This window comes from Synechococcus sp. CS-1333, from assembly GCF_025128015.1.
Lineage (GTDB): Bacteria > Cyanobacteriota > Cyanobacteriia > PCC-6307 > Cyanobiaceae > MW101C3.
In genome coordinates, this window is sequence record NZ_JAHLYO010000016.1 from 145,612 (window position 1) to 157,489 (window position 11,878).

The following is an 11,878-nucleotide window of genomic DNA, read 5'->3' on the forward strand; positions in this document are numbered from 1 at the left end:
GTCGCATTCAGTCGCTGCTGTCCTCCGTCTCCCGGCGGGCGCGCAGGGCCTGCTCGAGCCGGTCGATGCGACCACGCAGCTCGTCCACTTCCCTCTGCCGCGCCAGCCCCAGGTCCTGGAGAAACGACTCCACGTTGCGCTCCACCGCGCGGCCTGCCTGTTTCTCCAGCTCGGGGTTGTCTCCCCGCAGGGCTCGCAGCACGTCATCCACCAGGGCGGTGGCCTGGCCGGGATCGAGCCGGCCGCTGGTCACCCACGACTGGGTGACGCTGCGCAGCCGCTCAGCCACCATCGAACTGGTGCCGAGCCCACGCAGCAGCAGCTGTTGCAGCAGATTGTCCCGTTCCATGGCGACAACGTTCGGTGCCCCATCCTGGTCTCCCGCCCTGGACCCAAACCATGGGCGATGACCGGCCGCTGCCCTGGGCCACGCGCCCGCTCACGGCTCCCTTCACCGCCGTCTTGGCGGGTGCGCTGGCGGGCGTGACGTTCGCCCCGTGGGGCTTTCCGCCCCTGCTGTGGCTGGCGTTGGTGCCGCTGTGGGGGCAGACCACGCCGGCTGGCGCTGCCCTGTGGGGGGCGGCGGCGGTGCTGGTGAGCCACCGCTGGCTGCTCTGGCTCCATCCGCTCGACTGGGTGGGGGTGCCGCTACCGCTGAGCCTGCCCCTCTGCCTTGCCCTGTGGGGTGCCCTGGCGGTGCTCGGTGCCGCCCTGGTGGCGCTGTGGAGCCTGCTGGTGCGCCGCCTCGATCCGCGTCGCTGGAGCACGGCTTTGCTGGCGGCCGCGCTCTGGGGTCTGGCGGAAGTGACCCTGGCCACCGGGCCGCTGTTCTGGATCGGGCTCGGGGCCTCGGCCCTGCCCGGCGACCGGCCTCTGGCCGGGCTGGCGGCACTGGGCGGCAGTGGCCTGGTGGCGGCGGTCCAGCTGTTGATCGGCTGGGGTCTCTGGCGGGTGCTGGCCGGCGGCCCGCAGCGGCGGCGTCGCAGCGGTGTGCTCCTGGCGGCCTCGATCCTGCTGCTGCACCTGATCGGCTGGAGCCAGCTGGGAGTTTTGGAAGGTCAGCGCCAGAGCACCGGTCAGAAACCGGACCAGCGACTGAGCCAGATCCCGGCTAAGCACACTGCAATCCAGCACAGCGAGGCCGTAGACCTGCGGGAGCTCGTGCTGGTGCTGCAGCCGGCTATTCCCACGCGGCGCAAGTTCGACGCCGATCAGCAACTCCTCCTACGCCGCCGTCTGGCCGCCGCTCAGGCGGAGGCGATGCAGCGGCAGGTGGATCTGCTGGTGCTGCCGGAGGGGGCTCTCGCCCTGGGGCAACACCTGCCGGCAACGGGGCCGGTGGAGGTGCTCAGCGGTGGCTTCCGGCAGGTGGGAGAAGAGCTGCGCAGCAGTGTGCTGCGCTTCCCGCCGGGCTCCCTCCAGCCCGTCTCCGCCCTCGACAAGCACCGGCTGGTGCCGCTTGGGGAATGGGTGCCGCTGGCGCGTTGGTGGCGCTGGGCCGGCCTGTCGGCGGTGGGCGGGGTGCAGCCCGGGGCGCCCTCGCGCCTGTTGCAGCGGCCGGGGGGCGCGCTCGCTGTGGCCATCTGTTACGAGCTGTCGGACGGCCGGGGGCTGGCGGCCGCCAGCCGCGCCGGAGCCGGCTGGCTGCTGGCCACAGCCAACCTCGATCCCTATCCCCCGCTCTTGCAGCACCAGTTCGCGGCCCTCAGCCAGCTGCGTGCGATCGAAACGGGCCGCTGGCTGGCCAGTGCCGCCAACACCGGTCCGAGCCTGGTGGTGGACCACCACGGAGTGATTCGCCAGCGGCTGGCCGCCGGGCATGCCGCCACCGGCCTGTTCGCGCTGGAGCACCGCACGGCGTGGACCCCCTACGTGCGCTGGGGCGAACTGCCCCTGCTGGTGCTGGCGCTGGTCGGCGGCGTCTGTCGGGCGGCAGCCACGAACCGGCCTACCGCCACAAGCCGCACTGGGCGGCAGCCATGAAAAAAGCCCCGCACAGGGCGAGGCTTGAAGGTTGATCAGGAAGCGACCGAAGGCGCTTCGTTGAATCAGCAACGGGTGAATTCAGTACCAGCTCAGTAACGGCTGCGGCCGCCACCACCACCGCCGTAGCCGCCGCCGCCACCACCGCCGCCGTAGCCACCGCCACCGCCGCCGCCGTAGCCGCCGCCACCACCGCGGTTGCCGCCGCCACCGCCGCCGCCACGCGGCTCAGCTTTGTTGACGCGGATCATGCGATTCATCCATTCGACGTTCTGGAGATCGTCGATGGCTTTCTGTTCTTCGGCATCATTGGCCAGTTCGACAAAGGCAAAACCGCGCTTCCGGCCGGTTTCCCGATCGAGAGGCAGGCTGCACTGGCGAACTTCCCCGTACTGACTGAAGAGGTCACGGAGATCCTCCTGTTCGGCATCGAACGAGAGGTTGCCTACGTAGATTGTCATTGAGCTGAGAAAAAACTTGAACGGATCCGTCGACGTCTTGAACAGACTTGTGGACTGGCCAGGGATCTAGGAATCAACCAAATCGTACAGGAGCTCGCCCCGTACGTCCGTCCAAGTCTTCCCGTCGTCGCGGTGTGTTTTCCACCCATTGCCAGCCCTCCTCCATGCCACTACGCCAGCAGCTTCTCGACGCCCTGGAGCGGCCCGGATCCCTGGCCGACGACGCACTGCTGGCCCTGATCCAGGGGTTGGAGCAGGAGGCGCCCGCCGATCTGGACCACCAGCTTGAGCAGCTGACAGGCGTGTGGGAACTGCGCTGGAGCAGCAGCCAACTGCCTTATCTCAAAGTGGCGCCCTGGCTGGAGAACCTGCAGGTGCTGCTGCCGCAACGGGGCCAGGCGATGAACCTGCTGCGACTGGCGGGTCCCCTGGGGCCACTGGCAGCCATCGGCGTGCAGGCCCGCATCGCCGTCACCGGCGCCCAGCGGGTGAGCGTGACCTTCGAGCGGGGTGGTTGGCGCGGGCCCGAGCTGGCGGGCCGTCGGCTGGAGCTGTTCCGCGCCGTTCAGCAGGGATTTCCCGCCTGGCTGGATGTCACGTTTCTTGATGATCAGCTGCGCCTCAGCCGCGGCAACGCCGGCACCGTGTTTGCGCTGCGCCGCCGGCCCGATCTGGATCCCGACATGTTTCTGGGCGCCCTGGACCACCAGGCGGACGCCGCCCCATGACCCCCGCCACCCGGCCGGGCCACACGCCAGCGTGCTGGCACCGGCCGGCTGACCATGTCAGGTTGTGACCATGAACCGGTTCCCCGACCTGCCACCCGAGGTGCTGCTGATGGAGCCCCGGCATTTCGAGGAGTCGCTCGACGCTGTTCAGGCGGTGCGTGAACGCAAGACGGTGGTGCTCAACCTCACCGCGATGGCGCCCGAGGAGGCGCAGCGGTCGGCGGATTTCGTCTCCGGTGGCGTGTTCGCGCTCGATGGCCACCAGGAGCGGCTTGGCGAGATGGTGTTCCTGTTCGCTCCCAAAGGGGTGGGGGTGACCCGCGACGTGGGCGGTGGCGGCTGATCTGTCTCAGTCCTCCAGCACCTGCTCGCGCAAGGTGAGCTCCACCGCCAGGCCGGGTGCCTCCGCGTGAGGCGCCACCAGCACGCGGTGGCAGCCCGCCTCCAGCACGAACGCGTCGCGGGCCTCATCGAAGTAGGCCAGACGCCGCAGCGGAATCCGCAGGGTGAGCGGCAGCGTCTGCCCCGCTGCCAGGGTCAGGCGCTGAAAGCCCACCAGCTGCCGCGCCGCCCTCGGCAGCCGCAGGCCCGGGGGCTCCACGTACACCTGCAGCACCTCGTCGCCTGGCACTGCCGCAGTGTTGTGCACCACAAGCGACACGGCCAGCATCTGCACGTCGGGCCCTTGAGCCTGTGGCACCTGCTCCTCCGGCACGAGCCGGGCCACCAGCCCTTCATGGGTGAAGGCCGCGTAGGACAGACCCCAGCCGAAGGGGTAGGCGGCGGCGTGTCCCTGGCGGCGCAGGCGGCGGTAGCCGTGCCAGAGGTCATAGGTGAGGCGCCGGGCCCGTGGATCGAATGGCGGCAGGTGCGCTTCGCTGCTGGGCAGGGCGAACGGCAGCCGGCCTGAGGGGGACACCCGCCCGAAGATCACATCGGCCAGGGCCGCGCCCCCCTGCTCGCCGGGATACCAGAGCAGCAGCAGCGCCGGCACCAGCTGCCGCCACTCCTCACACAGGATGGCGCCGCCGCCCATCAGCACCACCACGGTGCGGGGGTTGGTGGCGGCCACGGCCCGGATCAGGCGCAGTTGCGCTGCAGGCAGGCCCAGGCAGGTGCGGTCGCCGGAGGCGAAGTGACTGCCGGGCCGGGCCGAGCCCAGCCGCGCCAGGGCCGCGATCAGCCGCGTCAGCTGGCGCCAGAGCGGCGTGAGCCGCCGCCAGCCCAGCCAGCGCACCAGCGCGGCAGGGGGCGGCACCTGCTCCAGCACCGGGGCGATGTCCCCCGGGTGGATGTGCTCGCCTTCGTTGCGCCAATCCAGACCCACCACCACCACGGCGGCGTCGCTCGCGGCGGCCAGGGCGGCGGCGGCAGCCAGGTTCCGCCCCTCCTCGTGACGGATGGCCATGGTGGGAGCCGCCGCCCGCAGACCCGCCAGCGGTGTCACGATGCTGCCGGCTGCGGGCCGGGTGTCGGAGGAGCCCCGGTCGCCCAGGTTGGGCAGCGCCGCCAGCCGGCCGATCACCGCCAGCGAGCCAGTGGCGGCCAGCGGCAGCAGCGGCCCCTCATTGCGCAGCAGCACGATCGCCTTGGTGGCCGCCTCCCGCGCCAGCGCCAGGTGATCCGCGCAGCGTCGCAGTGTGACCGGGTAGCGGCCGGCGGGCACGGCGAGTTGAACCCGCAGCTGGCGCAGCACCGCATCGTCAATGCGCGCCTGCAGGGCGGCGCTGAGGGGGTGGCCCGCTGCCGGCCCCAGGCTGCCCGCCAGGATCATCGGAAAGGGCATCTCCAGGTCGAGGCCCGCCTGCAGGGCGCGTGGCCCATCGCGCAGCCCGAAGATGAAGTCAGTGACCACGAACCCGCGGAAGCCCCAGCGGTCTTTGAGGATGGCCTGCAGCAGCAGCGGGTGCTGGCCGCACCACTCGCCGTTCACGCTGTTGTAGGCGCTCATCACCGAGCCGGCGCCAGCGTCGACGCAGTCGCGGAAGTGGGGCAGGTAGAGCTCATGCAGCACCCGCGGGCTGGCCTGCACATCCACCAGGAAGCGGCAGCCATCGATGGAGTTGAGCGCGAAATGTTTGACGCAGGCGATGGTGTGGCGCTGCAGTCCGCGGGTCAGGGCGGCGCCCATGGCCCCCACGTGCACCGGATCCTCGCCATAGGTTTCCTGGGCGCGTCCCCAGCCGGGATGGCGCAACAGGTTCACGCAAACGGCTCCCACCCAGTTGGCGCCGAACGAGCGGGCCTCAAGACCGATCGCCACGCCGATCCGTTCCTCCAGCTCCGGATCCCAGCTGGCGCCACGGGCGATCGGCACCGGGAAGGTGGTGGCGCCGCCTTCGAGCACCACCCCACGCGGTCCATCGACGAAGTGCAGCCCGCCGATCCCCAGCCGGGGCACCACGCCAGCCGGCCATGGATGGCGGTGGGAGGCGTCCTGGGTGGCGATTTCCGCCATCCCCGACCAGAACGGGGTGTCGCCATCGAGGCAGCCGAGCTTCTCCGCCGGGCTCATGCGCTCCAGCAGGGCGCGGGCTGTGCGCTCAATGGCCGCGGCGGGTCCGGCACGGCCATTGAACAGGTGGGGGCGAGGCGGCGCCATGGCAGGGGGGTGGGCTCACTGTTCATGGTGCAGCCATTCCCAGCGGCAGGCCGCAGGCCGGCACCACCATCGGCCTGGCGCTGGTGGAGAGCGGCCACGCCCTCGTGTTCCGCCGCTTTATGAGTCAGTGCGACGCCAAGGCCTACCTGGCAGCGGAGCAGCTCGCCATGCGGCGCCGTGCCGGGCTCTGGCAGGTGCCGGTGGCCTCACCCGCCCGTAGGGCTTCCACCGCCAACAGCGCAGCGGCGTGACTTCCCCCTCAGTGGGGGTCTTGGTCAATCGCCAGGACCTGCTGCGCCCGCTCCACCAGCTCCTGGCGCAGCGCCTGAGGGCTTTCGGTGCGGATGCCGGCCCCGAAACCGAACAGCCAGTTGCGCAGCTCCACGTCCTGTCGCAGGGTCCAGACGGGTAGGTCCAGCTCCACCGGGTAGGGGTGGCTGTCACAGGCGTCGTTGGGCGCCAGCACGTGCGGGGCGTTCGGGTGGTGCCACCACTGGTCGCCGCTGAGCGGATCCTGTTGGTGGAGAGCAGCACCGGCGGCAGGCATCGGGGCCGGGCAGGGGGCAGCGGCGTTCAGGCCTGGGCCCAGTGTGTTGAACGGGCGCCGGCGGCCAGTGCCTGGCTGCAGACCAGGGCGACCCAACCGCCGACGGCGATCCAGGACAACGAAGAGGCGGGCATGGCTGATGGGAAGCGCTCAGGAGCACCAGCGTGGGAGGGTTCGGCTGCGCCAGGCGGGCGCTTGCTGCGAACGACCAGGGAGGGGGTGTTGGGACGCATGGGTGGCGAGGCGCCAGCGAGAGTGAAACACTCGAGGTGGCCCTACTGGTTCTCAGCAGAGTTCAGGATTTTCACGGAACAATGACAGCCACCAAAGGGATCATTGAGGATTGATTCCACCTTCAACAGCGGATCTGCCTGGCTGGTGATTCGGTGGGGCGTTGGGTGAGTGATGACGAGCGGCTTTCCTTTCTTCAGGCGTTGTTCTGAAAGACAGGGCCTTGCCCATCGTGAACGTCAAAGCTCAACGGCTGCAAAAAACTTTGCCACGCCACTAGCACTCACCGACAGTCCGTTGCAGCGTCTTGCTAGCTTGTACTGAAAGGCGATCGCCCGCTGGTGCAACAACTGTCACAACATCGATATGGCTTTCTGCGATGACTATAATCTGTTCTATATCCACAAACTTTGCGAATGGGCTCCACCTTCGCTCTTTAGTCAACCATGTCTCACGATTCTTCATCGGCGCGATCACCCCTCGTTAAATTCATTCTGGTTCTCTGCCTCAGCCTACTGAGCCTGTTTTTACTGCTTTTAAGCACCGGCATGATGGCTCTTTGCAGTTTCTTTATCACTAATCCTGGCCTCTATCCCGGTGACATCGGCGATCGTGCGGCAACCTATCTTGGCTTCATGGCTGTCGGAGGCTCTTTATTGGTGTGGGTCTTCGTTTGGCTGTTGGTTCGCTACCGCTGGATGGCTCGTTCAACCGGGAAGTGGTTAGGTTACTGTTGCTGGGCGATCGCCGCTTTGAATGGGGTGCTGTTGCTCATTCCCTTAGTCGCCTGGAAGAGCGCGCTCTAGTCGATGCAAAGTGGATCTTTATGGCACTGGAGCGATCGCTTAGACACTAACGCTTGAGGACTTCAGACTTGGGTGATCGCCTTGATGAGCGCAACCTCTCGCTGTGGTGGCGATCGTCCCTCGCCGTTACCGTTGACATACCAAGGATTTCCGCTTCCCAAGCCCTCGATCAGCCAATTGCGAAAGCTGGCCAACGCTTGCGACCACTTGGCCGCGGAGCGGCTTCGCGTACCAAGAATAACCGGGTAGCACATCTCATTGGTGTCGGATCAGGTGCATGGCGATGTTAGGCACCCTTGCTGGACATAGCAGGCACATCGATCTCCTTGATACAGGTTTGGCGAGATAGGCACAGAACGCAGTCGATAATCATAAGTAGATCTTCAAGCGGAATCGCATCTGCTGGGGGAGCTCCAATCTCATCCAGGTCCGAAAGCACCTCTGGTGTTCCCACATTACCTGGATTGATCACTGTCACAGATATCCGATCATGCCGAAGCTCTACACGCAAGGAGTGGGCAACACCTCGGAGCCCAAACTTAGAAGCAGAGTTTGCGACCTCTCTGCTCGGAAAGTTGTCACGTCCGGAAAGCGCTCCCATGAAGATGATCTTCGGATTGCTGGACTTTCGCAAAGCAGGCAGCAATGCCTTGACTATTCTGATTGGAGTCAGGAGATCAACATTCAAAACTCTTGCAATGTCATCATCAGAGCAATTTGCGAATGAATATGATGAGGTAAAAGCATTGAATTCCCAAGTGCCTCCCATGTAGAGAAGTGAATCTAGAATTTCTTTCCCAGCAGCTTCGGCAACCGTATTGACTCCCTCAGGAGTCGAGACATCAGCCTTAATCCACTCACCATGCTTTGAGATGGTGCGCGATACAGACAATACTCGCTCTGATTTCGGCACTAGATGTCGCGCAACAGCCTCCCCAATGCCTCTGCTCCCTCCAATGATTGCGACGTTTGCCATGCCAGGAATTCCAGGTGTGCCCAACACTCATTCTACTGACCCGCATAAGACAGGAAGCCTTCTCCACCTTGCCGCTCAAGCAACTGTTCTCTGTTGCCAATCTCTCATTTCCCCCTGCCGCTGAACTCCCTGCTGCCGATGTTGCGCCGGCCAATCATTTTGTGGCCATTGTTTCTGAAGCCCATCATGCTGCGGCCGACGTTCCTGTTGATCACGTTGCGGTGCCCTGTTGAGCCCCGCCATCCCAGCTCTTCCATACCGCTGGTCTGCCCCGACGCCAATTGCGCATGACGTTCTCCTCCAGCACCGTGCCCGCCGAGATCAATGGCGTGCTGATGCAGGCCTTTCACTGGTACACCCCTGCCGATGGGGGCCACTGGCTACGGCTGGCGCAACAGGCTCCCGCTCTTGCTGCCGCCGGCATCACGGCCCTGTGGCTGCCGCCGACGGGCAAGGCGCTGGCAGGCAGCCATGACGTGGGCTACGGCATCTACGCCCCCTACGACCTGGGCGAATTCCATCAGCAGAAAAGCGTGGCCACCAGGTACGGCACCAGGCGGAGTTCCTGGCGGCCGTGGCCGCCTGCCATGCCGCCGGCTTGCAGGTCTAGGCCGATGCGGTGTTCAACCACCTGATGGGCGCTGATGCCGAGGAGGACTTCAACGCCACCCCCTACGACCCCCAGAACCGCTTCCAACCGATCGGTGAGCAGCGGCCGATCCGCAGCTGGACCCACTACAGCTACCCGGCCCGCGCCGGTGGTTATTCCGCCATGCAACAGCCACGACCACGGCTTCAACGCGGTGTGGCGGAGCAAAGGCAAGGCCTTCGACGACAACGTGGACCTGGAGCGCGGCAACGCTGCATGCCGCGGAGCCGTCAGAAGCCGGCACCCCCAGCCGCAGGGTCCTGTGATTCAGCCCAGCAGGCTGGCTTCCACGGTGAGGCCAGGCCCGAAGGCCAGGGCCACCCAGGGGCGGGGAGCGTTGCTGCGGCGCAGCCGCTCAAGGATGAACAGGATCGTGGCCGACGACATGTTGCCGAACTGGCGCAGTACGGCGGCCGAGGGCGCGATCTGGTGGGGCTCCAGCTCCACCGCCGTGGCGACCGCCGCCAGGAGGCGTGGCCCGCCAGGGTGCAGGGCCCAGGACCCGATGGCGGCGAGGGGTTGCCCTCGGGAGCTGAGCCATCGTTCCAGCCAGGGGCGCAGGTGGGCAGCGACGGCCGCCGGCACCTTGGCGGAGAGGGTCATCTCGAAGCCGTGGTCGGCGATGGTCCAGGACATCAGATCGCTGCTGCCCGGAATCAGGGTGGAGCCGGAAGCCAGCACCTGCAGCGGCGGGGCGTCAGCGGCTGCCCCTGCCGCTCCGGCAGCGCCCGTGGCCACCAGCGCACCGGCCCCGTCGGCGAAGAGGGCGTTGGCCACCACCTTCTCCGGATCCCAGCCGTAGTGCATGTGCAGGCTGCAGAGCTCCACGGCGCAGAGCAGCACGCAGGCGTTCGGATCGGCTTCCACGAAGGCCCGCGCCACCCGCAGGCCGTTGAGCGCGCCGTGGCAGCCCATGAAGCCCACATGGGTGCGTTCCACATCGGGGTGGAGGTGCAGCTGGGCCATCAGGGCCAGATCGAAGCCCGGCGCCTGGAACCCCGTGCAGCTCACCGTGACCAGGTGGGTAATCCGCTCTGCAGCCAGGTCGGCATCCGCCAGAGCCCGGCGTGCCGCCTCCAGCGCCAGGGGTTCAGCATGGGTTTCGAAGGCCCGGAGGCGCGCGCCGGTGGAGGGGCTGCTCTCGCCGTAGAAGGGCATGCGGCCATCGATGCCCGCCTCGTGCTCCGCCGACTCCAACAGCACGCTGTGGCGCAGGTTCACCCCGGAGCGCCGCTGGATGCGCGCCAGCAGGGCCGCCCGCTCCGGGGTGGAAGCGGAGATGCGCGCGGCCATCGCCGCCGATTCCGCCGGGCTGATCCGGTGGCGGGGAACGCTGGTGCCGACGCCGAGGATCGTCAGGGGCATCGCAGCAGCCGTTGCGGCAGGGAAGGCAGGCGAGACGCTGCCCAGAACAGGCCCCGGCTGCTGGTGGGGTGGCGCAGCGCCAGGGCCAGGCCACGACAGAGCAGCTGCCGGCGGCCGATCCGTTGCCGGTGCAGCTCACGCCAGCGGCGCTCGATCGCCGGCTGCCAGCTGCCGGTGCCCTCGAGCACCAGCGGCGTGGCGGCGACGGCGGCGGCGAGGGCCCAGCCCATGCCTTCTCCAGTGAAGGGCTCCACATAGCCGGCGGCATCGCCGAGCACCAGGAAGCGATGGCCCGCCAGGGGGGTGGTGCGGCGACTGAGCGCCGGTGTGCTCTGCCAGGCGGCCTCCGCCAACTGGGGAATGGCGGGAAAACCGGCCTCCGCCAGCACCTGCCTGGCCGCGGCCGCGGCACCTCCGCACTCCTGCAGCAGGGCGCGATCGAAGGCCGCCGCCAGGTTGAGGCTGCCGTCCTCCACCCGCACCAGGCCCACGTATCCCTGGCGGCCCACCGCCATGTGGATGGTGCCCTCCTCCCAGCGGCTGTGGCTCCCCGCCAGCACGCAGCCGGCCCCCAGCCGGGAGCGGGGGCTGATGCGGGTGTGGGCGGAGGGCTCGTGCTCCAGGCTGCGGTTGGCCAGCCCCGCCGCCACCAGCACCACGGCCGCCTGCACCAGCTCCTGCCGCTGTCCCTGCCGTAGGCAGACGCTGCGGGTTTGGGTACGGGTGCGGGGGGTGACGCCACCCAGCTGCGCGGTGGTGCAGGGGCGGAACACGGCACCGGCGTTGACGGCCGCCTCCACCAGCGCCTGATCGAAGCGACCGCGGGAGAGGGCCCGCCCCGGCGGCAGGGCGCAGGTGGTTTCCCGTCCGCCCAGGCCGAGCCGCAGCCGCCGCAAGGGTCGCCCGCCCAGGTGTTCGAGCAGGTGGCCCTGGCCCACGGAGGCGAGGGCCGCCTGGGCCTGGGCGTTGAAGCAGGAGCCGCACACCTTCCAGCGCGGGAAGCTGCGCTTCTCCACCAGCAGCACCGTCAGACCGCGACGGGCCAGATCCAGGCTGGCCAGGGCGCCGGCAGGCCCGGCCCCGATCACCAGCACGTCCCAGGGCTTGCCCGGTTGGCGTTCAACCACGGGACCAGCTCAGCAGGTAACGCTCCGGCCAGCAGCGCTGGATCCTGGCGCCGCTCAGCCCGGCCCGATCAGCCATGGCCGCCACCTCAGCGAGCTGGAAGGCCCCTTGCACCGACAGCGGTCCATCGGTGTGGACGATCCAGGAGCGGCTGAGCAGCCGGGTGCCGGCCCAGGCCAGGCCATAGCCGAGCGGGCTGCGGATCAGGTCGTTGACGAGCACGAGGTGACGGGCCCGGCGGGCCATCAGGGCCAGCAGTACCTCGGCGTCGTGGTCGCCCAGGTGGTGCAGGAACAGGGAGGTGATCACCACGTCATAGCCAGCGGGCGCGGCTCCGTCCGGACCGGAGGGCAAGGGATCCGCCAGGGCATCGGCCTGGAAGAAGCGCGCCGCGGCGCCGCGGCG

General features: G+C 68.1%; 13 protein-coding genes and 2 pseudogenes. 7 read left to right on the forward strand and 8 right to left on the reverse strand.

From position 1 onward, the window contains the following. Positions 1 to 7: 7 nt before the first annotated feature. Positions 8 to 349 (reverse strand): phasin family protein, encoded by a 342-nt coding sequence (locus tag KQ303_RS07735; RefSeq protein WP_259729836.1) that lies wholly within the window; start codon positions 347 to 349, stop codon positions 8 to 10. Between the two features lie 50 nt (positions 350 to 399). Here KQ303_RS07735 and KQ303_RS07740 point away from each other — a divergent pair, with 50 nt between their 5' ends. Then, entirely contained in the window at positions 400 to 1,983 is a 1,584-nt protein-coding gene (locus KQ303_RS07740; RefSeq protein WP_259729837.1) for an apolipoprotein N-acyltransferase, read from the forward strand. Positions 1,984 to 2,075: 92 nt separating this feature from the next. Here the strand turns inward: KQ303_RS07740 and KQ303_RS07745 are convergent, their stop codons facing one another. Next, positions 2,076 to 2,444, reverse strand: a complete 369-nt coding sequence (locus tag KQ303_RS07745) for an RNA-binding protein (protein WP_094512660.1) — start codon at positions 2,442 to 2,444, stop codon at positions 2,076 to 2,078. 164 nt (positions 2,445 to 2,608) lie between these two features. On the opposite strand from KQ303_RS07745, the gene KQ303_RS07750 reads away from it, so the two are divergent. Further along, the gene (locus tag KQ303_RS07750) at positions 2,609 to 3,172 is read left to right on the forward strand and encodes a PAP/fibrillin family protein (protein ID WP_259729838.1); all 564 of its coding nucleotides are present in this window, start codon (positions 2,609 to 2,611) and stop codon (positions 3,170 to 3,172) included. A 61-nt stretch (positions 3,173 to 3,233) separates the two neighbouring features. Then, positions 3,234 to 3,491: pseudogene (locus KQ303_RS07755) on the forward strand (cell division protein SepF); the annotation flags it as partial. Between the two features lie 30 nt (positions 3,492 to 3,521). Here KQ303_RS07755 and KQ303_RS07760 read toward each other — a convergent pair. Continuing rightward, positions 3,522 to 5,774, reverse strand: a complete 2,253-nt coding sequence (locus KQ303_RS07760; RefSeq protein WP_259729839.1) for a beta-glucosidase — start codon at positions 5,772 to 5,774, stop codon at positions 3,522 to 3,524. 83 nt (positions 5,775 to 5,857) lie between these two features. Here KQ303_RS07760 and KQ303_RS07765 point away from each other — a divergent pair, with 83 nt between their 5' ends. Beyond that, a complete protein-coding gene (locus KQ303_RS07765) occupies positions 5,858 to 6,025 on the forward strand; it encodes a hypothetical protein (protein WP_399233200.1) in 168 nt (55 codons plus the stop codon). Positions 6,026 to 6,033: 8 nt separating this feature from the next. On the opposite strand, the gene KQ303_RS07770 is transcribed toward KQ303_RS07765, so the two are convergent. After that, on the reverse strand, positions 6,034 to 6,321 hold the full coding sequence (locus KQ303_RS07770) for a WYL domain-containing protein (protein WP_259729840.1): 288 nt from the start codon (positions 6,319 to 6,321) through the stop codon (positions 6,034 to 6,036). Positions 6,322 to 6,998: 677 nt separating this feature from the next. On the opposite strand from KQ303_RS07770, the gene KQ303_RS07775 reads away from it, so the two are divergent. Continuing rightward, positions 6,999 to 7,358, forward strand: coding sequence for a hypothetical protein (locus KQ303_RS07775; RefSeq protein WP_259729841.1), 360 nt, complete (start codon positions 6,999 to 7,001; stop codon positions 7,356 to 7,358). Between the two features lie 286 nt (positions 7,359 to 7,644). Here KQ303_RS07775 and KQ303_RS07780 read toward each other — a convergent pair whose 3' ends face one another. Continuing rightward, positions 7,645 to 8,334, reverse strand: a complete 690-nt coding sequence (locus KQ303_RS07780; protein WP_259729842.1) for an SDR family oxidoreductase — start codon at positions 8,332 to 8,334, stop codon at positions 7,645 to 7,647. Between the two features lie 68 nt (positions 8,335 to 8,402). On the opposite strand from KQ303_RS07780, the gene KQ303_RS07785 reads away from it, so the two are divergent. Both KQ303_RS07785 and KQ303_RS07790 read left to right on the forward strand, forming a co-directional pair. After that, positions 8,403 to 8,567, forward strand: coding sequence for a hypothetical protein (locus KQ303_RS07785; protein ID WP_259729843.1), 165 nt, complete (start codon positions 8,403 to 8,405; stop codon positions 8,565 to 8,567). Between the two features lie 54 nt (positions 8,568 to 8,621). Then, positions 8,622 to 8,969: a hypothetical protein gene (locus tag KQ303_RS07790; RefSeq protein WP_259729844.1), complete on the forward strand. Its 348-nt coding sequence runs from the start codon at positions 8,622 to 8,624 to the stop codon at positions 8,967 to 8,969. Positions 8,970 to 9,250: 281 nt separating this feature from the next. Here KQ303_RS07790 and KQ303_RS07795 read toward each other — a convergent pair whose 3' ends face one another. From KQ303_RS07795 to KQ303_RS07805, 3 genes and pseudogenes are all read right to left on the reverse strand, one after another. Beyond that, entirely contained in the window at positions 9,251 to 10,348 is a 1,098-nt protein-coding gene (locus tag KQ303_RS07795) for a type III polyketide synthase (RefSeq protein ID WP_259729845.1), read from the reverse strand. Further along, positions 10,339 to 11,475, reverse strand: a complete 1,137-nt coding sequence (locus KQ303_RS07800; RefSeq protein ID WP_259729846.1) for an NAD(P)/FAD-dependent oxidoreductase — start codon at positions 11,473 to 11,475, stop codon at positions 10,339 to 10,341. Before KQ303_RS07800 ends, KQ303_RS07795 begins: the two co-directional genes overlap by 10 nt. Continuing rightward, positions 11,468 to 11,878: pseudogene (locus tag KQ303_RS07805) on the reverse strand (nucleotide-binding protein); the annotation flags it as partial. The pseudogene KQ303_RS07805 and the gene KQ303_RS07800, both read right to left, overlap by 8 nt.